The following is a 24104-nucleotide window of genomic DNA, read 5'->3' on the forward strand; positions in this document are numbered from 1 at the left end:
GTCGTGAAACTTGACACAAACCTACAGAAACCAGCGACCGAAGATCGCTACAGAAACCAGCGACCGAAGATCGCTAGGTCGCAAGGCCCCGTGACTCTGCGGGTGTGCGGGACCGCCCGCTCGCTGCCGCCATGATCAGGATGGCCCGGATGTCAGCTGTCGGCGCATCACGTGTCCCTACGCTTCGGTCGCTGCTCGTCGAGCCTGGTCAGTTCCCAGCCAGAGCCGAGAACAGCTGCTTGTATCGTTCCGACGGATCAAGCGCGAGTCCGGACTTCACGAACCTCGCCCAGTCGTCGGCCAGCACCTCGTCAAGACCCGACTCGATGGCGTCCAGCCCGGCAGCCGCCAAGGTCGTCGGGGAGATCTTCGGTGCTTGCACGCCCGCGGCCATGTCCGTGTCGACAAGGCCCATGTACACGCCGACGACGTGCGTGCCTTGATCCGCGAGCTCGAGGCGCGCACTGTCGGTGAGGCTCCAAGCCGCTGCCTTGGAAGCAGCGTAGGCGCCAGCCCCCGGGACGGTGAACCACGATAGTGCCGAGACGACGTTCAGGATGGCACCTCCTCCGTTGGCCTTCAGAATCGGAGCGAACGCTTGAGTCATGAGCAGCGGGCCGAAGAAGTTCGTGTCGATCTCTCGCCTGATGTTCGCCACGTCGCCGGAGATGACCGACGTACCGGTCGAGATTCCCGCGTTGTTGACCAGGACCTGGACGTCGCCGGCCGCGTCGGCGGCGGCCCGGACCTGCGACGGGTCCGTGATGTCGAGCTGGATCGGCGCGACGCCGTCCACGTCGACGGCGCTCCCATTGCGCGAGGCCGCGTAGATCTTCGCCGCTCCGCGCTCCTTGAGCTGCGCGACGAACTCTGCGCCAATGCCTCGGTTGGCTCCGGTGACCAGCACCACGGCGTCCTTCAACTGCATGGGATTCCCATTCTGTAGCGATCACTATGAATTGCGGTCTCACCGTACCACATTCCATAGCGTTCGATACGATATGTTGAGATCATGGCTGGCAGACCTCGAAGCTTCGACCGCGACACCGCGCTGGCTGCAGCCATCGAGTTGTTCTGGCGCGCCGGCTACGAGAAGACCACCATCGCGATGCTGACGAGAGCCATGGGCGTAACTCCCCCGAGCCTGTACGCGGCGTTCGGCGACAAGGACAGCCTGTTCAATGAAGCCTCCGCGCTGTACTTCCGCCGGACCTGCGAGGCTGTCGACTCTGCGATCGCCCGACCAACCGCCCGCGAGGCCATAGCCGCCATGCTCGACGACACCGCCCGCGCGCACACCGACACGCTGACGCCGCTGGGCTGCCTCATGCTGACCGAGCCATGCCTGGCCGCGCAACGGGACGACATACAGGGTCGGCTCAGGGACCGGATCGCACGAGGGATCACAGACGGCGACCTCCCGGCGACCGTTCAGCCCGACCAGCTGGCGTCGTTCCTGATGGCTGTCATGCGAGGCATGTCCGGGCGCGCCAGGGACGGAGGTTCCACCGAAGAACTTCTCGCCATCGCCAGCTTCGCCGTGGCCGCCATACCAGAATCGCCGCCCACCCAAAATCAGGGATGACGAAGCAGATCGAGCATGTCGATACATCGGCTCGTGTCACGCCGTGACGAGTGGCACCGAGCAGCCGTTGTCCAGCGATCCGTGTCCGCGAATCGTTAGTTACGCGTAGTATGTGTGTATTTCCTTGAATGATACAGCCGCTGCGCCATATGAGGCGCAGCGCCTAGCGAATGGAAATGAGCAGCCATTGAGCAGTCTATGATCGCCCTTACGAGATCACGGGAGCTGTCTGCGTTGTCCGACCAGCTACGACACTGCCCTGTTGTCAACCTCTGCGACGGTCCAAGTGCCAGCCGTGGGCTCCGGGAGTGAGCGAAGCGGGGGTACTAATCGAGGGCATCTGTCTGATTGCTGCAGGCGTTCGCTGCTGTATGGCGCCGTCGTATCGCGCAATAGGTACTGTCTATCACCAATGCGAACCTTGCGGTTATCCAACAGCACATCGTAGATTGTGTGTCTTTGAGATACATCGATTGCGCGGGCAATGAAAGGGGTGGCATGAAGGCGAACGAAACCACCCTTCGTAAGCTCATTCAGGGAGACCAACAATTACTGGTCCCCCTCTACCAGCGTCAATACACCTGGGAACGTCCGCAGCTCACCCAACTGTGGTCCGATATCACCGCCCAGGTCGACGTGCTGGCCGAGCAGCGGCAGGATACGCCCAGCCACTTCTTGGGATCGGTGGTTCTCGCTCCGGGGCCAGAGCTGGCACCGAGCCGGTCCCAATGGATCATCGTGGATGGACAACAGCGTCTCACCACCCTGATGCTCGCGCTCTGCGCGATCCGGGACCACCTGATGGCCGAGGATCGCACAGCTCTGGAACGCATCAACGAGCTGCACCTGATCAACAAGTTCCAGCAGGGAGAGCTGCGCTACAGGCTCCTGCCCACCCAAGCGGACCGAACGGCCTTCAAGGCTTGCGTGGACGGCACGTTGGAGGGCAAGTCCGACAGCCTGATCGGCAACGCATACCAATTCTTCCGTGGAATGTTAAAGGAGTTCGACGATCCAGCAGACCCACATGACATCGCGCGCGTGGAGTCGGTGCTGCTGGATCGGCTGAACCTCGTGCAGATCCTGGTGGAAAAGGACGACAACGCGTTCCGTATCTTTGAGTCGATCAACAATACGGGCATGCGGCTCAGCCAGGTGGACCTGATCCGCAACTACGTCTTTATATGCCTGCCCACCCGGGGCCAGCACGTCTACGACGAGTACTGGAAGCCGATCCAGGACCTGCTGGACGCCAAGGCCATGGAACAGTTGATGTATTTGGTGTTGGTGCTGAAGGAAGGCGACGATGCCCAGTACAACGCCGTCTACCGCGGCCACCAGCAGCTGCTTCTGGCGCTGTCCGGGGACGAGCACCGCATCGAGGAGTATGCCCGCGACCTATACCGGCGTGCCCGGCATCTCAAGCAGATCCTTTTCCCCGCCGACGACCTGCCCTTCGCCGGGCGGCTGCGTTTCCTCAAGGAGTGGCAGGCTTCGACCGTCTACCCGCTGGTGATGCGTCTGCTGGAGTTGCGGGAGGACGACTACATCGGTGACGAGGAAGTGGATGAAGCGCTGGCCTATGTCGAGAGCTTTCTCGTTCGCCGCCTGATCGCCGGAGTCACCACAGGCAATCTCAATCGCATCTTCCAGCGGCTCGCCGTCCAGCTGGTGGCCGAAGAGGAGATCCCCCAGGCGGTTCGGACCGCGCTTTCACCCGCCAGACTGTACTGGCCCTCGGACGAGCAGTTGAGGGAGGAGATTCGCAGCCGCGCCTTCTATTGGCAAGGCCGTACAGTGCAGCAGAAGCTCGTCCTACGGCGCATCGAGGAGTCGCTGGGCAGTAAGGAGCGGGTGGACCTCGCCGACAAACGCATCACCATCGAGCACGTACTGCCGCAATCCATAACCGCTGATTGGCTGAGCGAGCTCTCCAACGGGGGAGACGACGCTGATCTCCTGCATCGCCAGCTCGTACACACCCTGGGCAACCTCACGCCTAGCGGCTACAACTCCGAGCTGAGCAACAACTCCTTCGCCGCCAAACGCAAACAGCTTGGCCAGAGCGGGCTCGTGATGAACCAGGAGATCGCCGCCTGCGAACGCTGGGGGAAGGCTGAAATCCTGGCCCGCGCCGATCGCCTCGCGGTCCGGGCGATCGCCATCTGGCCCGGGCCGGAGGAGTCTGGCCGGGGCAGCGCCGCCTCCCGCGACTGGACACAACTGCACAGCGCCTTGGCCGCTCTGCCGACCGCCACCTGGACCTCATACTCGGACCTCGCCGAACTGATCGGCTCGCATCCGGTGCCCGTCGGGGTGCATCTGGCGAGCGTCCCGGTGCTCAACGCGCATCGGGTACTTACCAGGTCGGGACAGGTGTCCGACGGTTTCCGCTGGGTCGATCCCGAAGACGATCGAGACGTGCACGAGGTGCTGCGTGCGGAAGGGCTCGTGTTCGACGAAGCCGGACGCGCCTCCGCCGACCAGCATCTAAGCGTACGTGACATTGCCGAGCTGCTCGGCCTGCCTATCGCCGTGGATCTGGCCGAGACCGAGGCCGCCGGCGATGAGCCCCTTTCGCCGCAAGGGCTGACGGCACTGGAACAGCGGTTTCTGCGACAGCTCAACGATCAGAGCGGGCCGCAGGCGGCCGGCGCGGTCCAGCGGCTGCTGGAGCACTGGCGTTCACGGGGCGGCGAGCTTCACTATGGCACTTCCGCCAACGCCTCCTGCGCGCCGATCATCAAAATAGAGGGACAGTCCTTGTACGCCGTCCGCTTCTATGCCAAGAGCGCCGAGATTCCCTTCGGACTGCTGCGCAACCGCAAGACGTTCAACGATCCGGCGCTGAGAGAAGAGCTTCGGCAGCGGCTCAACGACGCACCCGGCGTGAACATTCCCGTCGCCAAGCTGGAGCTGTATCCCTCCATCAAGAACAGTCAGCTGGCGAGCGTCGCGGTGTTCGACGTGGTCGTTGCGGCGCTCGACTGGTTCAGGGCCACAGTGGCGAGCGGTCATGGACGAGCTCACCCGGCGAAGGGTTCTTCGCCGGGTCAGCGAAACAGTTGAGTAGTGCGCCGTCACCCACGGGAACGTCAGCATCTGTGGGTTGCGGATCCTCGATAGCGGAAGTCTCATCCTCGACCTCCTCCGCGAGCGTCGGCAGGACGTATTCCTGGCCAAGCCCTGCCAGATGTAGCGGCAGGGGCAGAGCGAGGGCCTGCGGGTAGTCCGGCGGCTGACGCAGCAGATGGACGGCGAGCGCCAGCGACTCCGGATCGTCACCGTCGTCCTGATGGCATCCGAGAACGGCGATCTCCACCAGCCCGGGATTCCACCCCGAGATGTTGGTGTCGACCCTGGTGCCGCCCTCACCGGCCCGGCGGGGGGCCAGTTTGTCGGCCTTGATGGCCGAGGTCTGGAACTGGACGGGCTTGGGGGTGGTGCTGTAGAAGACGCGGCTCGCCCCGTCGCACGGCGGCACCCACAGGTGGGATGGCAGTCCGTTCGCCTCGTCCTTCGGGTTGACGCCCCACCATTGAGCGGTCTCCCGGCCCTGCGAGGTTCGCAAGCGGACGAGCCGAAGGTTCGGGTGCAGTCGCCGGGCCGGCGCGTGGCCGTCGCGGATGCGGTCTGGTTCCACGTGGCCGTCCTGCAGCCACGTCCAGTGTGAGCGGGCGTTCTGTCCGTGGGCGAGGAGCAGCGTGGGAGCGCCGCGCAGGGAGCGCAGCATCTTCTGCAGCCACTCCTCCGTGTCGCGCCGCTGCTTGTCTATGGCGCGGTAGTAGCTGCCTGGCTCGCCGTTCTCGGTGCTGGGCACAGTAACCTCCGCGAGCCGCGTCAGCTTCAGCAGCAACGAGGGGTACGGGATCCACATATTCGTCTCGGGATCCCACCCCTGGACACCGGCGATGCCGCTGCCTGATCGTTGCGGAGTCACGAGCACAGCGATCGGGACGTACACCGCCCACCGATTGCGTGCCGTGCGATTCTTCCTGACGAGCCAGACCGCCGCGTACCGCAGGCCGGCGGGCAGTTTCTCACCGAGGCCATGCTCGGGGGGCACCCGGATGCCGAGCTGGCGCAGGCCGTCGTCCCAAGCCATGGAAACGCGGTGATCGAGGGTGTTCACCGAGTCGTATCGCCCGGCCTTCTTGGGCACCGTCACGAACTGGGTGACCGCGCCGGCGTCCGCGAAGCCGAGTCTGAGTGCGAACTTGGGGTCGTGGTCCCCGGTTTCGAAGTCGGCCCTGCGGTCGAGTTCCACCAGCGCCAGCGTGGGAGCCGTGCCCGTGATGTCGTCGGCCAGCCAGGAGCGGGCGCTGGTACGCCGGTCACGGACGGCCGCGCCGATCGCCGAGGAGGTACGGGGCTTCCCCTTCGGCGGGACGGCGAGCCCCTCTCCGAGGCCGGCCGTCAGCTTGACACAGCGCAACCGCACGGCGAGCTCGGCGGACTGCCACTCAAGGGTCACCGGGTGGCCGGGGTGTGCGGCCTCGTACTGCGCCTCGGTGAAGACACCGCCCTCGCCCTTCAACCCGAGGCGTTCGACGAGTCCCGTCACCGCGGCCTCGCGTAGCTCACGGGTCTGCCAAAGAAGCCGTGCCTCCAGTGCGGGAAGCGTTGCCGGATCGGCCTCCGGGGTCAGCAAGGACATCGCGAAGGCCGCACCTACCCGCCGTTCCTCCGCCCTGCGGGCGTCTTCTTCGGTCATGTCCTCCTTCTTCACGCCGGTGGGAGGAGCGTTGAGGGGCTTGGCGGACCTCACCCGCCGCGTGCGGACCAGCGCGGAGGCCGCCCGCACCTCGGGGGGAAGGGCCTGCTCAGCCCACTCGGTGAGCTCGGAACGCTGATGCGACATGAGGCCCGCCTTGACCTGGTGGCCGCCCATGGCCGTGCTGTACACGATGCCCGCGCGCAGCCCCTGGTCCAGCCACTCCTCCGGATGGGAGAGGATGTCGTCCGCGCCGGGGAAGGGCTCGGCCAGCGAGATCCCGCGCAGGATGCCGGTCGGTCCGCCATTCACCCAGCCGGTGGTCCACTCTCCTCGCTCCTTGTCCCAGCGGCGTTCCACCTTGGCCAGCGCGTAGCGCTCACTGAGCGGGGCGCCCGGCAGGTACGGCACCCGCGGCCGCAACAACACTGTCGTCCTGCGCCGGTACGGCAGGTGGACCCTGCCGGTCGTCGGGCTGACCCGCGTCGCCCAGCGGCGGATGCCGAAGTGCAGGTGAAATCGGGGGAGAGGGTCGAAGGGAATGGTGTGCAGGGTGATGTCGAGAACGACCGAATACCACCAGGTACGTGTGCCGGACGGTGCCGGAAGCGGTTGGGAGACCAGCTCGGCGCCCTTGTCGCGAGGGCCGCGGGGCACGGCGCGGAAATGGAGCCGGCCGGCTGCGTGCTCGTACGGCCCGAGGTCCAGGACGCGTCTTGCCAGCCAGTCGGTGCTGAGCGGGAATTGGTGTGCGAGGGGTGCGGCAGTGCCGCCGACCGGGGTCGTGGGGCAGTGGAGCAACTCGGCTTCGATCGGTTCCCAGATGGGCGGGGACGCCGACAGCTCGGCGCGGACGTCCTTGAGGAAGGCACGGTGTTCCGGCTCCGGCCGTAGGTCTCCCAGCCAGCGGTCCAGCAGCGCACGGAAGACAGGGGCGGGCAGCGGGTTCGTGACGTCCTCGGGCACGTACAGCCAGTGCTCGGACGGGCGGGGCAGCACCAGGAGGTCGGGGGCGAAGGCCTGGATCACCTGCTCGAAGCGGTAGGTGGGCACCGTGCGGTAGAGCTCGGCCCCCTCGGGGCGGCCCAGGTTGCAGAGGGCGAGGATCGCGTCGCGCCAGTTCTCGGGGAAGCGCAGCGCGCGGTAGCGGCCCAGCATGGTGGCCTCGGGCGAGACGGGTTGCCAGGAGGAGGTGCGGATGGAGTCGTAATTGACGGGCACGGTGTCCTCAGCGGTGGTGTTCGAGATTGGACAGGGCGTTGTACAGCGGCTGGTAGAGCAGCCGGGCGAGGGCCGGGTCCGCCGGGTCCGGGAATGCCGCGGGATCGGCTCCGGCGTCAAAGTAGGGGGTGAGGATGGAGCGGAGGGCTGCGAGGAGACCGTCCTCGAGGGGGACAGGACCCGTGGCGCCCGGGGAAAGCGCGCGGGCCGTCTTCGGGGCGAAACTGGCGTCCACGAAGACGACCCGGGCAGGCACCCCGCCCCGTACGAGGCGGCCGATGACCTGCCACATAGTGACCAGCTGATCCCAGGCGAAAGCCCGTTTCTCCCACGGCGACAGCCGTGAGTAGACGTAGCGCCGGGACAGCAGGCGACGCCACTCCTGCCGCGCCTCGTGGCGGAAGTCGAGCCCGGCCCGGTCGAGTCCGGCGGCCTTGGCGACGAGCTCGCCGAACGTGGCCGGGCCCGCGCGATTGTCGGGCCGCCTCTGGTCGCGGACGAAACGGCACACCCAGTCGTTCACAGCGAAGATCGCCAGCGCCAGGTCGTCGGGACGGGGATGCGGCCGCGCCAGGAACAGGGCGGTGCCGAAGGCCGCGTTGCGGTCGGTGTTGAGGATGTTGTGCCCGCGCTCGACCGCCAGCAAGGGCGCCACCAGCAGTTCGGCATCGTAGTCCTCGGCGAACATGGCCAGGTCGCCCCGCCGCAGCGTGACGGCGTGCTCCGCGACCGCCGGATCCGTGCCGCGTACGGACTGGTCGAGATCGGCGTCGTCGGCGGCCAGCACGCGTACCCTGCCCCGCCAGCGGTCCAGCCCGTGCAGAGTGTCGGCGACGGCGTTCGCCTCCTTGTAGCTGCCGACGAGCAGGATCGCCCGGCGCCGGTTGTCGTCCCCCACAAGGGCCAGCTCCTCCTCCAGCGGGCTCGCTCCGCCACCTCGTCCGGGGCTGCCCAGGCGCATGGCGAGAGCCCTGGCGGCTGCCGGTCGAACCTTGGGGTCCGTGCCGGAAAGGCTCATGGGCGATCCGTCGGCGTCATAGAGGAAACGCGTGGCGAACCGCGACTTTCCCACCGCGTCGAGCGAGCGTTCCGATGGCATGAGTACGGCTGCCACCGGGGCCAGGACGTGAGCGCGGGTCGAGGCCCCGGCCCAGCTGGTGCCTGACATGAGCACCACGTGCGGGCCTGGGCGTCCCTGGCCCGGGTCCGCGCCAAGCTCGTGCAGGGAGAGAAGCAACTCCCGGCCCACGCCCGCGCACCGGAAGAAGCGCAGGGTGCCGCTGTTGTTGCCGTCCTCGTCGCGTTCCCGCTCGTCCGGGAGGTACTGGAAGCCGAGGACGTTGCCCATCGGCGCCTCGGGGATGAGCGGTGCGTAGTCGAGCGGCGGTCGCCTCGCCAGTTCGTTGCCGGTGGAGTCCAGGCGGAGGGCGGCCTCGACCTGGGGCCAGAGGAACGTCAGGCGCTCCAGCCGCTGGTGCAGAGCCGACAGCACGAGCAGGAACTCGAGCCGCCGGCAGGTGAGGTCGCGCCAGGTGTCGTCCCGCGCGGAGGCAGGCGTGTTCTCGATCAGCTTGTCCAGCAGGGCCTTGACACGAGCGCGGGTACGGGCCGTGTTGAGCGTGTGCAGGAGGTCGCGTGTGGTGTCGATCAGGTCGTCGGTGCTCGTGTCGTACGGGCCGGAGTCGCCCAGCGGATCGTCGCGGAAGGCGTCCAGGAGCTTCGTGAGCTCTGCACGGAGAGAGTCCAAGAAGATCTGGCTCTCGTCGGCGTCGGGAGAATCGTCGTCGTAGGGTTCGTACAGTTGCCGCTCGTCGTGCACGCCTTCGGGGCCCACGTGCTGCTCGTCGAACCAGTCGCCGAGCAGCTTCTCCTGCAGGGTCCACGGGCTGAAGTACTCGATGTCCGCCCAGTCGCGCAGCTCCTCTTCCGAGATGAGCAGCCGGTAGAGCCGGTCGGTGGCGGCGGTGACGACGGTCAGCGCCGAGTTCCACCGCTCGATGTCCTGGTCGGTGAGGGGCAGCCGGCCGCGCCGAGAGAGCTCCTCGATCTTGTGCGTGTGCAACTGGTCGAGCCAGGAGTCGGGGCCGGGGGAGACGAGCGTCGCCGAAGGCGCGAAGATCTCGTCCAGCTTCATCTGGACGGAGTCGGCCTCGTCGACGATGACGATGTCGCTGAGCAGGCAGGCGAGTTCGAGATAGCGCAGCCGTTCCTCGTTCAAGTGCTGGGGAACGGCGCTCTGTACGAGGCTCGCCGGGTTGGCGACCCAGATCAGCCCCTCGACGAGATTGCGCGCCGCGCGGTGACGCGGGCACCTCGCCCACACGGGACAGCCACGCTGGCCGCCCCTCAGCTCGTCGGCCGGGCGCCTCTGCGCGACCTCACCCGGCCGGTACGGCTCAGGCAACACGATGTCGGCAGTGTGCTGGACCTTCCGCTGCTCCGGGTAGAGAGCAGTGCAGGGCGCGTCGGCGTACCGGAGAGGCTGGATGGCCTCCGTGCCTCGCAGCGCATCGATCACGCACGCCGTGCTGAGGTCGTCGAAGCCCGCCGCGTCGTGATCGAGAAGGTTGTCCAAGCCGCGCGAGGCGAGCCGGCGATGCAGCCGCTGCACATGGGTCTCCCGCGTGGTGGGCCCCAGCACCGGGACGGCGGGCAGCCTTAGGTCGTTCAGTAGCTCGCAGAGTCGCAGCTGCTCGGCGACGTCGCCGACGACGAGGGTGACGCGTAGGTCTCGCCGGGCGCCCCAGACCGCGACGAGCGTCATCAGCGTGCTCTTGCCCGCCCCCACCATGCCGGCCAGATGCATCAGGCCGTTGAGGTGAATATCGTCGCGTTCGCTGAAGTTCCGGCCGTCGGCATCGCGAGGAGCGAACCGCAGCTCGCTGATCCTCTCCTCCCAGTTACCCGGTCGCTCCACGCCCGGCTCCCGTTCCCGCTCATCCATCCAGACGGCGGTGGCGAGCAGCTCGGCGCGCTTGATCGTGAGCGGGGCGCCCCGGCCCGGCCGTCCCTGCGTCAGATCGTGACCAGGGACGGGATCGAAGACCAGTGCCTCGGGAATGGTGACGGACGTGGGGCGGCGGCGGTCCATTAACCCGTTGCGCCCCGCGGGGGCGAGGGAGAGCGGCTTGCGCGCGTGTTGCGGCAGCCGGGCGAGCGCGTCGTCGTAGACCGTGACGCGGTCGAACGCGATCGTCGGGGTCAGCTGGAGGGCAGGGGCGCTGTCCTCCGGGACGTCGTAGGCGCGCAACCTCGCGGGCACCTGGCGGTACAGATCCAGTGCCTGGTGCCAGGCGCGGCGTCGGCGCAGCGTCCAGAGCAGGTGACGGGCGGCGATGAGCATGGTGTCGTGTTCAGCCGTCCGGGCCAGGTCGGCGGCGCGGGCGAAGGGGTAGCCGCCGAGCAGCGTGTAGACGCCCTCGGCGGGCTCCTGCGGGGCCAGTCGTTGCAGGAGCCGCAGGGCCAGCTCGACCTGGCACAGGTGGGCTGGCCTCATGCCTTGCAGCCCTGCGGACAGGCCGTTCCATACCTGGCCGAGCTCACGGCTGACCGATCGGTGCCAGCTTTCGCGGTCACGCACGGGCGTCCCCCTTCTGCTTGCGGATCCTCGCCCTGGCCCGTCTGATCAAATCTGCGTCGGTGAGGAGAGGCAGGTCGCGGGCCTGGGAGGGGCGGTTGCGCTCGTATACAGGGATGTAGTCCTGCCTGGCCGCTACGCGGTGGCGGGGCACGACCCAGAAAGCCTCGTCGTACGGGGGCTCCGGCGGCACGGGGCGTGCCGAACGGCCGAGGAAGAGCGGGTTCGCCCAGTCCTTCACGTCGATGGCCCAGCGGTGGCCGTCGGGGAAGGTGACGAGCAGGTCGTAGGCGTCATAGCCCGGCCACATCCGCACCGTCAGCCCCAACGCCAACAGTTCTCCCTCCATAGTCGCCTCGGCGCGTCCCGGTCCGGTGACGAACTGCCGCACCGGCCGCTCGACCTGGTGCACCTCGCCTGTCACCTCCGGACGCAGTCGCCTGCCCAGAGGGGTCGGGCCCTGGCGGCGGCAGCGGTCGCGCTCGCACCACCACTCCCCGTCCTGCACGGGGACGAGCAGCGTGAGACAGCGCCCACAGCAGACGTATGAACCGTCGTGCAGATAGCTGTCGGGAACCGGGAGGTAGATGCGCTGGATCAGTTCGTGAACCGGCTCCAGGACCAGATCGCTGAGGACTTCGAAGCTTTCCGGCGCGGTCAGGACCGGGCGGTTGACGAGCAGCCCGCGGAAGGCGGTGTAGGCCTCCTCCTCGCCGAACGCCCGGCACAGGCGCAGCGCGGTGTGGATGATCTCACGGTCGCGGAAGGTCAGCGCGCTGTCGCGGGTGCGCTCGGCCCATTCGTGGCAGAGCTCGGTCGGCCGCCCGGAGCCCGCGTCGAGCAGTCGGTCCTCGGGGCCGATCGCGTCCGCGGGCAGATCGACCGGCCAGTCGGCGAGAGGGACCTCCTTGCACCAGGACACGAGTTCGGGAAGGCTCGCCGGCGGCGTGGCCTCCTTGAGCAGGCAGGCGAGGACCGTGCGGTCCAGCGCCCGCTGGGCCTCCGGCGGGTAGGGCAGAGTGAACGCGTCGAGGCCGGTCTGCGCGTCGAGCGCGAGCATGGCGCCGGCCAGCGTACGGACCATCGAAATGCCTTGGTGGGCGGACCAGTCCGCGGCGGCGTCACGCATCGTTCCAATAGTCATCGGGGCTCTCCCGAGGCGGCACACCAGCGGCGGACTTCGCAATCGGCGCAGTGGTCGCCCGGCGTGGGGGAGTAGGTCTCGTCGTGCGCCCATCCGGCGGCGAGCTCGGCGACGATCTCGCGCGCCTCGTCGCGGGTCACCTGGTCGAATGGGTCGATCTCCTCGCAGACCGACCCGTTCTCCCGAAGGATCTCCAACTCGATCCGTGAGCGGCGGGGATCGCCGCCGGGGACGCCGGCGGCCATCAGCAGGACGGCGAGCGCGAGCTGCGGATATACGCGGAGCAGTGGACGGCCTTCCCAGGTACGTCGCGACGCGGTCTTCGTCTCACGCCACACCCAGCCGCCCGATTCGGTGTAGAGCAGGTCGGGGTCGGCGATGACGACCACATCTACGACCGGGTCGTAAGCAGCCAGACGCCACTGGGTGCGGACGAGTTCGTCCTCCGGCAGCCCGTCGAGCGGGCAGAAGGCGTGGTGCTCTTCGACCATGCGGACAGCGGGGCCCAGCTCGTCCTCCGTCAGGCCCGGCAGTGCCGCAGGCAGTGGCACGTCCCGGCAAGGGATGCGGGTATGTTCGCCGTGCCGGTCGTTCAGCCAGGCGTCGACGGCACGCCCACGGCGGATCGCCTCGTTCTCGCTCCGGCCGTCCTTGATGTACAGGGCCCGGGTCAGATGGAAGCGCGCCGGGCAGGACTCGTAGGCGCGCAGGTCGCTGATGGAGACGCTGCGCCGCTTGCGAGGGCGGCGAGGAGCAGGCACACCGAGCAGCCCTGGAACCACGGGCAGAGAAGCGCAGCCGACAAGCCCTTCACAGGTGGTGCAGTCCGACCCCGGGCGCAGTGCCCGCCCGTCGAGGACGGCGGCGTACCGCTTCTTTGCATGCTCCTCGAACTGCCGCACCGCCTCGTCGGCGTCCCAGTCAGCCAGGATGAGGGGCTGGCCGTCGCCCAGGCCGACGCCGATGACGCGAACCCGCTGCGGCCTGACCGCATCGGTCCCGGCCTTCCGGTAGGGCTCGCCGAAGGACCCGCGAGCCGGGACTCCGGTCGCCGCGATCGCGGCGGCGGCCGCGATCTCCGCCTCCGAGCGGGTCTCCTTGGCAGAACCAATGGACGGAATCCAGATTTCCCGTACCGAGCCGTCCCGGGTGGCGTACCTTCGGCCCCAGGCGGTGCGCTCGTACTGCGCAACCCCTCGCGCGTCCGGCTGGCGCAGCCGGCTCAGCCCCACCCACTCGTTGCTCACGGGGAACGAGGCTGGAAATCCGGCGGCCTCGTGTCGCGCCCGAGCGGCAAGGTAGGCGTGCACGGCGTCAAGTGCCCACGCGCGGTGGACGGGGTGACAGTTGCGAGTGTGCCGGCTGTCAGCCAGCGCGGCCCGCACGCTGCTGCCATCGTGCTCGATCGCGTCGAGCATGCTCTGAACCGGTGTGAAGAAGAAGTCCTGGACGGGCTTCCAGCGGGAGCGTTCGGGGGTCTGCGTCAGGAGCGGGCGGGCTCGCAGGGCCCTTCCCCAGGCACAGGCGTCCGCCTCCGCGCGCAGCAAGGGCAGGCCGATCCTGACCACGTCGGATCGGCCGCTGAGGCCGGGAGGCTTCGGGAGAGTGCTCACGACAACAGAGAACCGCACTGTGTGAACTTAGTCAAGCGACAGTAAGTCTTCGGTCTTGGTAACGTATTGGCGTGAACACCGCGCAGTGGGAGGACGCGATGCGGCCAGGAGACGTGCTCTTCGAGAGGTTCCGGATCGGTGCCGGCCTGAAGACGGGCGGCATGGCGCGCGTATGGCTGGCCGATGATCTGCATTCGGGGGAGACGGTGGCGGTCAAGGTGCTCGGTCGCGACTACTGGTCCTCTTCGTACGACGTCGATGAGCGAAGTGTCCGCAGCGAGGCGTTCAACCGCTTCGAGCGGGAGCGTGACCTCCTGCACAAGTTCGCAGGCCCCGGCATCCCGCGCCTGATCGACTTCGGTCGTTTCCGTGGGGAGCCGTGCCTGGTGATGGAGTTCATCCCGGGAAAGAACCTGCGGGACTTCCTCTCCCTTCACCGGCCCTCGCTGGCCGCGGCCGCCGCGATCGGCGTGCAGATCCTGGAGATCCTCGACAGGATCCACAAGGGCGGCGCCGTGCACCGCGACTTGAAGCCGCAGAACGTGGTGCTCGCGGACAACGGCGCCGTCCACATCATCGACTTCGGCATCGCCCTGCCCACCGACCCGCAGGCCACCCGCTACACCCGCCATGGCCACACTCCCGGCAGCACCGGCTATATGGCGCCGGAGATCATCCGTGGTGTGAAGACCCCGACCCCCGCTGCCGACCTCTACGGCTTCGGCTGCATGTTGTACGAGATCGTCACCGCGAAGCAGGTGTTCAAGGAGCTTCACGACCGCAGCATCGAGGACCAGCACCGCAACGATCCTCCGCCGCGTCTTGACCCCGCGCGGCATCCCGTTGGCGCCGACCTGGCGGACCTGACCTGGGGGCTGCTGCAGAAGGAGGCCGCCGGCAGGCCGAGCCTGGCAGACGGGCTGGAGGTCTTGCGCCGCTACCTTCCCCGGCTGGGGGATCTCGCCCCCTCGCCCCGGCTGGACCCCGATCCCACCCTGCCGTTCAGAGAAGGTCGCGACTCACCGCCCGTGACCGCGAAGCCGGCGCCCGTGCAGCGGCAGCGCCCCGCTGTCAGGCGCAGGATGATGCCGAGCCGCCGCGAGTTCGGCGACCTGCTCGACGCCGCCGAGGACGAACTGATGGAGCAGCGGCCCGGCCCGCAGGCGGAGCGGGTGGTGGCCCGGCTTGGAGAGGTGGAAGCCGCCTGGGGTCCGCGGGAGCGCCTCGTCGTACGGGGTCGGCTGGTTCGCGCGGATCGTGCCCGGCTCGAAGGGGACTGGCCCGGAGCCGGCAGGCTGTACCGCACGGTGGAGCGGACGCCTCTCGGCGCGAAGGACGTGGACCTTCTCCTGGAAGCCCGTGTCGGCATCGCCGAATGCCTGGTGCCGGAGGAGGACGACACCAAGGTGGCCTTCGGCATGTGGAAGGCGGTGGTCGTCGAGCTTCGCGGCCTGTCCCGGTCGTCCTCGAAACTGCATTGGCGTTGTCGCGAGTTCGCTGCAGAGCTCGCAGAATCGGGCCACCGCGATGAGGTCGAGACGATGCTCAGCTCTCTCTGAGCCGCCCGGCGGCCAGAAGTTCCGTGAGCGTCCGGCTCAGTGTCGCACCCACGTTGCCCACCTCCGCGATGGCGTGTTCGAAGCGCACCAGCCGACGGTGGATGTCGCCGTATCGGCGCTGTTCGTCGATGGGAAGACGAGGTACCAGGAGACGCCGCGGATCCACTCGCGATGTGGTGGTGGCGTGTGTACCGGCCTGCCGTGCGTTGAAGTGCGCACGCAGGCAGGCTGCCACGAACCATGGGTCCAGACGCTCGGTGTCGGGCCGAAGCCGATGGATGTGCGGCCCCAGGACCGTGGGAGCCGCAACGTCCACCCATGCGCTGAACTCGGCCGACGGAACGACCACCACCACGTCGTTGGACGATGTCACGGTGATGCCCTTGTCCCGTTCCAGTTGCTCGACGTCCTCGGCGGCTATCCAGAACTGGGGTGGCTGCCCTTCCCGCAGGTCCGCGACGGTGAGCACCGGAACCCCATCATCGGGCCGCTCGCCCCGCCGCAGGTGTCCGTCCGGGATCGCCTGCCCTGGTGCCAGCGCGAGCGCGCCGGCTTGCTCCAGGTCGGCGACCGCGACGGCGTGGGCGTCCGCCACTTCCCGCACCACCTCGAGATCGCGCAGGCTCTTCCCCAGATCCTGGGCCTCTTGCAGGTTCGAGTCGAACTGCCGCCAGGTACGGCGATGATTGACGACCGATACCGACACGCTGGTGGGCGCATGCCGTGCGGGAGTCAGGTCGGTCTCCTCGCCCAGCAGGTCGAGAACCGGTATTTCGATGCTGCTCTCTTGCGCGTTGCCTGCCATCGCGCCGAATACCCGACCTCGGACGGCGTCCCAGTCGACGGTTTGAGCGCGGGCGGCTGACAAGGTGGCTCGGCAGTCGGCCGTGTCCACCATGAGAACCGAAGGGGCGGCTCTGCGCTGGGCAGGCGGCTGCAGGATCCACAGGTGCAGGCCGACTCCGAAAGGCGGAGCCGCTCCCGGCGGCAAGGCGATGACCGCCCTGAGCGACCCGGCACGCAGCATCGCCGCCCTGATGCGACGGCCCGCGCGGCGGGAGGCCACGGCGGGCGGCAGGAGCACGACGGCGACGCCGTCATCGCCCAGTGAGGAGACGATGTGCTGCACCCAGGCGAGTTCGGACTCGGTGCGTGGGGGCAGGCCGAACAGCCATCGTCGATCGGTGGCCAGCTCCGCGTACCCCCAGTCGCGTTCGTTGGTGGGCGGATTGCAGAGAATCACATCAGCGGCAGCGGCTGGGGATTCGCTCCGCAAGGTGTCGGTCGTTCTGAGGTCGATCTCGGGCGTCTCGGTCAGCAGAGACAACCTGGATCTCGCCAGCATGGCGAGAACGGGATCCCGTTCGTTACCGAGAAGCCGGCGTGCGCCATCCCACCGTTCCGCGCCGGCCGACAGCAGTCCGCCGGCACCGCAGGCGGGATCGAGCAGTGTGTCGATCCCTCCCGGCCTGGCCAGGGCCGCCACCTCTGCCATGAACGAGGCGAGCGGAGCCGGTGTCGTGGTGATCTGACGTATGTGCGTACCGAGCCACCGGTCGAGAAGATATTGGAAAGTCTCGCGGCCGCCTTCCTGCAGGGAGAGCTCAAGAGCCTGATCGACCAGCTGCTCTTCGCCGGGATCGAGCTCGCGATGAGGCGCGTCTCGCAGCCGGGCGCCGAACTCGGCGATGACCCGCCCCATGCGATCACGATCGCCCAGAGCCTCATAAGCCGGCCAGAGGCGTTCGAGCGAACCGGTGGACGATCCGAGTTTGTCGTGCTCACGCAGCCACTCCTCGACCTGGACCAGGGAGAACTGCGGGCTGGTGTCCGTACCGCTGACAGGGGAGGGAAAGGTGTGATGCCGTCTTCGCCAATTGCTGACGGCGGCCCGTCCCACCCCCGCGATGCGCGCGATCTCGGCGAGTGTCACCACGACAGGGCGCTCGCCCATGTATCAAGCCCTTCGCTGAACAGACTGCTATGTTGACGCAGTTTTCATCATACCCTCCAGTAGGCGAAGTCACCAGAAAACTCGCACAGGTGTTCTATGTGTGCCGTTGAAGCTGCTGCGACACGAAGGGACTGGGCGCGCCGCTCCATGACACGTAGAGCGCCTCGCGCGCCCGCGTGCAGGCGACGAAGAGCACGCAGCGCTCTCGCAGCATGTCACTCTCGTGCTGGAGCCGGTCCACCTCCGCCGGCGTGATCTCCTTCGCGAACGGCACCGCACTCGCGGTCACCCCTGCCACCGCCACGCAGCGGAACTCCAGGCCCTTCATGGCATGCATGGTCGCCAGGCGAACCCCCTCGGCGTTCGCCGACGGCTGGTCCCTGACCTTGACCGCCAGGATGCCCTCGGCCACCAGCCGGTCGTGGACCTTGTTCAGCAGGATGTTGAAACGCGTGCAGACGGCGATCTCACCCGGCCGCACCCCCTGCCCCAGCCACTCCCGCACCCGTTCCACGACCGCCGCGACCTCGGCCTGCTCGCCCGGGAAACCGGCCGTACGAGGGCGCTTGCCGTGCAGCAGGGACCGGTAGCCGGACAGGCTCTCGTTGCCCTGCCCGCCCAGGTCCTGAACGAGCGACCCGTCGAGCAGGCCGGTCGACCAGGTCAGGATCTCCGCCGTGCTGCGGTAGTTGATGCGCAGCCGGCCGCTTCGTCCGGCCACGGAGATGCCGAGTGAGCTGAGTGACACCTTGGAGTCGTAGATCCGCTGGTGCGGGTCGCCCGTGATGAAGAGATCGTCCGGGCCGGCGAGGACGGCAGCGCGCAGCACCCGCCACTGCGCCGGGTGCAGGTCCTGCGCCTCGTCCACGATGACGTGGTCGAAACCGTACCGCCGCAGGTTGGAGCCGCCCAGCAGCAGGGTCGCTTCCGCGCAGAGCTGCAGGTGGGTGCTGACGCCGCCGTTGCGGAGCTCCGCCGTGAACGTCTCGATCGCGTTCCAGACCTGCTCCCGCTGCCGCGGCCCGATCGCCGTGCCCCGGCCCCGCCGGGGCGCCTGGAGGTACTCGGTCCGCGAGGTGATCCGCTGCGCGAGGACGACATGCCGGTACTCCTGGTGCAGGAACTGCTCGGTCCACGGCAGGTCCAGCCGCCGGATGACGCGCCGCCAGATCTGCCGCTCGTCGGCGTCCCCGATCATCTTGGGCGTGCGGCCGGCCAGCGCACGCACGACGCGGTAGGCGAAGGCGTTCACCGTGGTGACGTCCACCCTCGCGAGCTGCTTCTCGTCGTCGAGAAGCAGCTCGAGATTCTCCCGCAGCGCCGCCGCGAGCGCGGTGGTGTACGTCGTGAGCAGGATCCGGCTGCCGGGCGAGCGGGTGAGCAGGTGCTTGACCCGGTGCAGCGCGACCACCGTCTTGCCCGTTCCCGGGCCGCCCGTCACCTGCGCCGGCCCGTTGTAGGAGGGCCGGTACGCGACGCGCCGCTGCGAGGGATGCAGGAAGACCCGCCACGCGGCGAACGGTTTGCTGAGCACGTCGGTCAGCTCGTCCGCGCTGCTCACCAGGGTGATGCGGGTCGTGGTGTTGATGATCGCTTGCTCGAGACTCCGGTCCGCGTCGGCAGAGGCGTCGGCGGGGCGGCGCTCGGCCACGACCTGCTGGTAGACCTCCTGGGGCGAGAACCCCTCCGCGAGATACTGCAGCACCTCGAACTGGTCCTCGGGCAGGAGCGAGGCGAACGCGTTCAGCTGCGGCTGGTCGATGATGGTCCGAACGGCGCGCATGACCTGGTCGTCGATGCCGAGATCACGCAGCACGGTGTCGGAGTGCTTGGCGAACAGCAGCGATGGTGCCTCGGCCGCCGCCTGCTCCAGGGCAGGGGTGAGCTGCTCGATGGCGACGACGTTGCGCACCTCCAGGGCGTGCGTGGCGGAGTTGACGGTGTAGAGCCGCTTGGCCGCCCACCCGTAGGCCTCGTCGTGTGGCACGACGTTCAGCAGCAGGAACGTGTCGGTGCCGTCGTCGGGCGCCAGGACCACGCCGCGCCAGAACTCGGTGACGCGGATGGTCCGCATGCGCGGGTCTCGCGCGTTCACCACCGACTCCAGGTGCAGGCCCTTGTCGGCGTACAGCTCGGCGATGGTGAGCTGCTGGAACCGTTTCATGGCCTTGCGCACGCCCGCCTTGACCGGTTTCTCCAGAGCGTCGAAGCTCTCCCAGAAACTGTTGGCGAAGGCGAGCTGCGGCACGCGGAACCTCCCGGGGCGAGTGGCGGATCACTAGGGTATGGGCGAGCCGTTCGCCGAACCAGCCCGTCTCAGCAGATCGCGAAGGTTAGGGGTGGCGTGTGCATTGACGTCGATTGAGGAGTTCGAGTGAATCTCACTAAGCACCCCCTGACGGAGTTCGAGCGGCGCCTCGTCGGCATTGCGGATGACAGGGGGTATGAATTAACCCACCTGGTGAAGAAGGTCTGCGAATTAAGCCATTCGAGAAGCTGCGTGCCGATTTACCTCGTCCGGGCGTATGCCCTACGCCAGGTGATCGAGGTCAGGATCCACCCGGAAACCCCTGAAACCGTGCTTGAGGCAATCGAGGCCATCCACGGCCTGAGCATCAACTCTGAATTTCGCTATCACTCCAACTTGCGTCGGTTTCCAAGAAGGCGCAACAAGGGCGTGGCCGAAATTCCCTTTGCTCGTGCGGTCGGATGCGCGGACATCACTGCCTTCGATTGCCTGCTGCAGACGCTCGCGGCGGCCTGCTGATCCCCATTGCAGCGAGCGAGAGACGTCGCCCAGCTATCCGGGGCTGCGTGACAGCCCCTTCACCGAGCCAGGAACACCCTCACGCGCGCAGGACGGTGACCTGGCGGCCGGACGGGGTGGTCGCCTGCTCGAAGCCGCCGCGTTCCTTCCAGGGCGGGGCTTCCGGGCGGCGGTCGAAGATGACCAGGACACCGGTGGTGAGGGTGAGCCGGTCGAGGTAGCGGTCGAGCTGGGCCAGGCCCCCGGGCTTCGGGTCTTCCGCGCCGGGTCGCCACACCTTCAGTTCCATGGCCTCGCGTTGCATCAGCCGCCCGCCGTCGGGGCCGCTGTACGGCCAGCGGACGTACACGTCCATGCGTTTGGTGCCGGCGGCGTACTCGCGGTCGAGGTAGCCGCCGCCGTTGACCAGGCGGTGCAGGAAGGCCATGAGGATGATCTGGCAGGCGGCCTCGTGGTAGCCCTCCTGCTGGGTGAGGACCTCGCCGTGTTCACGCCAGAACACCACGAACTCCTTCAACAGGCGCGGCAGGTCGAAGCGGCCGTCGGGGAGCACGAAGCTGTGCGGGTCGGCGTGGACGTTCTGTTCCGTCAGGTCGCCCAGCACGCGCAGGATGACCTCCCGGTAGATCGGGTTGGCCACCTGCGGCGGCGGCTTCTGCGTGATCAGGCCGAGATCGCGGGCGTAGGACAGGTCTTCGGTGTTGTAACGGTCGATGTGGGTGCCGCCGGCCACGATCGGTTCCATCACCCGCTTGATCCGGGGCTCGTACAGGCGGCCCCCGAGGGAGTCCAGGTGGGTGGCGCGGGCCCGGATCAGCCGCTCCTTGGCATCCTCTACCTGCTCGGTGGTGATGGTGCCGGTCACCCCCATCTTGAAGGTGATCTCATGGGCGAGTGCGTTGACCAGCCAGGGTTGCCCCTGGGTCAGCTCGAAGACGCGGTCCACCGCGTCCTTGGTGAACTTCTGGCCGGTCGCCTGGGTGTGCTGGTCGTAGAGTTCGGCGATTTGGTCGGCGGTGAAGTCGCCCAGACGCAGTGAATCAGTGATGATGTTGAACGGGCTGGCCGCGTTGAACCGGTCGGGGGCGCCGCCCGAGGCGACCTTGTACTCACGCAGGTCGCGCATCCCGCACAGCACCACGGACGCGGGGAACGGTTCGCCGTCCGGCCGCGCGTTGTGACCGTCACGAAGCTGGCTGAGGATACTGACCAGACTGTTGCCCTGCAGGGCGTCGATCTCGTCCATGAACAGCACCACCCGGCGAGGGCTGCGGCGGCACCACTCGCTCAGCGCCTCGTTGAACTGGCTGCCCGGCGTGATCTGCGGCCAGGGATCCGGCGGCAGCAGTTCCTCCGGCCATCCCGACCGCGCGGCGGCCTGGCGGAGGGAGTCCAGCAGCATCTCCTCCGCCCAGCCGACGTCATCACCTGCTACTTTGGCCCGCTCGCAGGAGAACATCAGGGCGGCGGTGTCGCCCTCGGCGGTCAGCTCGGACGCCAGGGTGCGCAGCGTGGTCGTCTTGCCGGTCTGCCGGGGCGCGTGCAGCACGAAGTAGCGGTCCATCTCGATGAGCGCCCGCGCCTCGGGAAGCCGTGGCGCGGGGGGCAACATGTAGTGGAGCTGCGGATTGCAGGGACCGGCGGTATTAAAGGACCTCACTGGGGGTGGCTGCATAGTCACATTCTGCCATCATTCCGAGCTGGGGACGCGGAGATCCTCAGGTAGGCCTTGGCCAGCTCCTCGTCGGTGAAAGGCCCGTACTGTCCCCGGTTCAGCAGGTCGGCGGACAGGAACCAGTGCCGCATCAGAAACTCTCGGTAGATCGGGTTGGCGATCTCCGGTGCCCCGGTCTCCCGGATGAGACCTAAATTACGAACGTAGGAGACGTCATCGTCGAAGGAAGCGTCCGTGCCCGGAAGCGCGTTCCCTCCATGATCGCCCGGATCACCCGTTCCACCCGGGGCTCGTACAGTCGCCCCCTGAGGGCGTCCAGGTGGGTAGCGCGCTCTCGGATCAACCGTTCCTTGGCCTCATCGACCTGTGCGGGGGTGATGGCGCCGCACACCCCCATCCCGAAAGTGATCTCGTCGGCGAGGGCGTTGACCAGCCACGGTTGTCCCTGGGGCAGCTCGAAGACGCGATCCACGGCATCCTTGGTGAACTCTTGGCAGGTTTCCTGGGTGTGCTGGTCGTAGAGTTCGGCGATCTGGCCGGCGGTGAAGTCGCCCAGGCGCAGTGAGTCAGCGAAGACGTCGAACGAGTCGGCCGGGCTGAACCGCGCGGGGTCGCCGCCGGAGGCGACCTTGTAGTCGCGCAGGTCGCGCAACCCGCACAGCACCACCGAGGCGGGGAACGCAAGCCCGCTGTGCCGCGCGTCGTGGCCGTGGCGGAGCTTGCTGAGGATGCTGATCAGGCTGGTGCCGTGCAGGGTGTCGATGTCGTCGAGGAACAGCACGACCCGGCGCGGGCAGCGACGGCACCACTCGCTCAGCGCCTCACCGAACCGAGTGCCCGCCTGCTCCTCGGGCCAGGGGTCCGGCGGCAGCATTTCCTCAGGCGATCCCGACAAGTCGGCGGCCCTGCGGAGGGAGTCCAGCAGAATCGTCTCCGTGGCGGCGATGTCGTCGCTGAAGACCTTGGCGAGCTCGCACGAGAACGACAGGGCGGCGATGTCGCCTTCGGCGGTCAGGTCGGAGGCCAGGGCGTCCACGGCGGTCGTCTTGCCGGTCTGCTGGGGCGCGTACAGCACGAAATAGCAGTCCATTTCGATGAGCTCGCGCACCCCCGGGAGCTGCGGCGCGGACGGCAGCATGTAGTGGCGTCGTGGGTCGCAGGGGCCGGCGATATTGAAATGCCTCGCTGCGGGTGCTCGCATGGTCACAGATTGCCATCTCCTTGCTGTACGCGCCTGGGACAAGCACTCTCGGACGTCAACCGCTCGTTCATGGAGCCCGCCGTTCCACGCAGACGAACCAGACGATCTTGCCGTCCGGGGCGGGATCGACACCCCATCGTTCGGAGTAGGCCGCGACGATCGCCAGCCCGCGTCCGTGCTCCTCGTTCGGTCCCGCCGGCAGCGGGGTCGGCCAGACGGGGCTGTGGTCGACCACCTCGCCCCGGACGCTACGGCCCTGCCGGTACAGGGAGAGGGTCATCGCGGACTTCGCGTGCACGACCGCGTTGGTCACGACCTCGGAGACCACCACGGCCACGTCGTCGGCCAGGCCGGACAGGTCCCACGTTGCGAGGGCTTCGCGTACGAGCCGGCGCGCGACGCTCGCCGTCTCGGGGGCGGCGGGCAGGTCCCAGCAGGCCTCTCCGCCATCTCGTACGAGGGGCGGAATGAACGGGTTCGCTCGCGCAGAACCGTCGAGCTGGCTCGTGGCCGGATGGCGTGTGCCTCGATCGGAAGGGTAGGCATGCCTGTTCACCGTGCCCGTCCCTCCAGCAGCGCTGTCCAGAGCTTGTCCGCCTCTGCTCTTCGCAGCCAGGGGCTGTCGCTGACGTGGGTGCCCGCGGACGAGCGCACGGTGCGGGGGATAAAGGCCAGGCCCGCCGCCTCGCACAGCTCGTATGAGGTGGGGGTGCAGCCGCAGGTGTGGCTTCTGACTCTGATGGTGGCGGCTCTGGGCATGGGCGGAGACCCCCTGATCCTGCTGTACCCGTCCTTGAGCGGTTCGGGGTGTGCGCTGTGGAAATCCTCGACGCTCATGCCGACCGCCCCTCGTATGCATCTCGCGCCCAGCCATAGCCCTCGCAGACGGTTATTCTCGTCGCCGGGATTTTCTTGAGTCCAGCCATATGCGGCGCTTTCGGGACTGCCGTTTCTGTGTCGTCATGGTGAAGTTGCCTTCTCATGCGTTCACCTCCGCGACGATGATGGCGGCGGCATTGAGTGTTTTCCAACCTGAAGCCGCAGGTCGCGGGCATGCCGTGCGGGAGGTCTTGATCGACAAGTAGAAGAGCCCC

At 67.8% G+C, this 24104-nt stretch carries 15 protein-coding genes; 4 read left to right on the forward strand and 11 right to left on the reverse strand.

Annotated features, from left to right (window positions below; genetic code table 11):
• Positions 1-208: 208 nt before the first annotated feature.
• Complete coding sequence (locus DQW85_RS39855) at positions 209-928, reverse strand: SDR family oxidoreductase (protein WP_113704914.1); 720 nt, start codon at positions 926-928, stop codon at positions 209-211.
• A gap of 84 nt (positions 929-1012) precedes the next feature.
• Here DQW85_RS39855 and DQW85_RS39860 point away from each other — a divergent pair, with 84 nt between their 5' ends.
• A complete protein-coding gene (locus tag DQW85_RS39860; RefSeq protein WP_113704915.1) occupies positions 1013-1585 on the forward strand; it encodes a TetR/AcrR family transcriptional regulator in 573 nt (190 codons plus the stop codon).
• Between the two features lie 498 nt (positions 1586-2083).
• Positions 2084-4654: a DUF262 domain-containing protein gene (locus DQW85_RS39865; RefSeq protein ID WP_113704916.1), complete on the forward strand. Its 2571-nt coding sequence runs from the start codon at positions 2084-2086 to the stop codon at positions 4652-4654.
• Here the strand turns inward: DQW85_RS39865 and DQW85_RS39870 are convergent.
• From DQW85_RS39870 to DQW85_RS39885, 4 genes are read right to left on the reverse strand one after another with little or no spacing between them, the layout of a single operon-like run.
• A complete protein-coding gene (locus DQW85_RS39870; RefSeq protein WP_113704917.1) occupies positions 4578-7520 on the reverse strand; it encodes a pPIWI_RE module domain-containing protein in 2943 nt (980 codons plus the stop codon). The genes DQW85_RS39865 and DQW85_RS39870 overlap by 77 nt on opposite strands.
• Before the next feature lie 7 nt (positions 7521-7527).
• Positions 7528-11100, reverse strand: coding sequence for a pPIWI_RE_Z domain-containing protein (locus tag DQW85_RS39875; RefSeq protein WP_113704918.1), 3573 nt, complete (start codon positions 11098-11100; stop codon positions 7528-7530).
• Positions 11093-12241: a pPIWI_RE_Y domain-containing protein gene (locus DQW85_RS39880; RefSeq protein WP_205315768.1), complete on the reverse strand. Its 1149-nt coding sequence runs from the start codon at positions 12239-12241 to the stop codon at positions 11093-11095. Before DQW85_RS39880 ends, DQW85_RS39875 begins: the two co-directional genes overlap by 8 nt.
• Positions 12238-13854 carry a PD-(D/E)XK nuclease family protein gene (locus tag DQW85_RS39885; protein ID WP_113704920.1) on the reverse strand — a complete coding sequence of 539 codons (1617 nt, stop codon included), beginning with the start codon at positions 13852-13854 and terminating at the stop codon, positions 12238-12240. Before DQW85_RS39885 ends, DQW85_RS39880 begins: the two co-directional genes overlap by 4 nt.
• Positions 13855-13925: 71 nt before the next feature.
• Between DQW85_RS39885 and DQW85_RS39890 the strand changes: the two genes are divergently transcribed.
• On the forward strand, positions 13926-15413 hold the full coding sequence (locus DQW85_RS39890) for a serine/threonine protein kinase (protein ID WP_113704921.1): 1488 nt from the start codon (positions 13926-13928) through the stop codon (positions 15411-15413).
• Here DQW85_RS39890 and DQW85_RS39895 read toward each other — a convergent pair.
• Entirely contained in the window at positions 15400-17367 is a 1968-nt protein-coding gene (locus DQW85_RS39895; protein ID WP_113704922.1) for an N-6 DNA methylase, read from the reverse strand. The two genes, DQW85_RS39890 and DQW85_RS39895, sit on opposite strands and share 14 nt — an antisense overlap.
• 94 nt (positions 17368-17461) lie before the next feature.
• Complete coding sequence (locus DQW85_RS39900) at positions 17462-19615, reverse strand: UvrD-helicase domain-containing protein (protein WP_113704923.1); 2154 nt, start codon at positions 19613-19615, stop codon at positions 17462-17464.
• A 126-nt stretch (positions 19616-19741) separates the two neighbouring features.
• Between DQW85_RS39900 and DQW85_RS39905 the strand changes: the two genes are divergently transcribed.
• Positions 19742-20134: a hypothetical protein gene (locus DQW85_RS39905; protein WP_113704924.1), complete on the forward strand. Its 393-nt coding sequence runs from the start codon at positions 19742-19744 to the stop codon at positions 20132-20134.
• Positions 20135-20213: 79 nt separating this feature from the next.
• Here DQW85_RS39905 and DQW85_RS39910 read toward each other — a convergent pair whose 3' ends face one another.
• The 4 genes from DQW85_RS39910 to DQW85_RS45165 all read right to left on the reverse strand — a co-directional run bounded on the left by DQW85_RS39910 (position 20214) and on the right by DQW85_RS45165 (position 23847).
• Positions 20214-21746, reverse strand: a complete 1533-nt coding sequence (locus tag DQW85_RS39910; RefSeq protein WP_113704925.1) for an ATP-binding protein — start codon at positions 21744-21746, stop codon at positions 20214-20216.
• 253 nt (positions 21747-21999) lie between these two features.
• Positions 22000-23010: an AAA family ATPase gene (locus DQW85_RS39915; RefSeq protein WP_162795754.1), complete on the reverse strand. Its 1011-nt coding sequence runs from the start codon at positions 23008-23010 to the stop codon at positions 22000-22002.
• A 67-nt stretch (positions 23011-23077) separates the two neighbouring features.
• Positions 23078-23566, reverse strand: a complete 489-nt coding sequence (locus tag DQW85_RS39920; protein ID WP_205315769.1) for an ATP-binding protein — start codon at positions 23564-23566, stop codon at positions 23078-23080.
• Positions 23563-23847, reverse strand: coding sequence for a hypothetical protein (locus DQW85_RS45165; RefSeq protein WP_162795755.1), 285 nt, complete (start codon positions 23845-23847; stop codon positions 23563-23565). The genes DQW85_RS39920 and DQW85_RS45165 overlap by 4 nt, the downstream gene beginning before the upstream one ends.
• Between the last annotated feature and the right edge of the window lie 257 nt (positions 23848-24104).

Origin of the sequence: Nonomuraea lactucae (assembly GCF_003313395.1) — a bacterium.
Classification (GTDB): Bacteria; Actinomycetota; Actinomycetes; order Streptosporangiales; family Streptosporangiaceae; genus Nonomuraea; species Nonomuraea lactucae.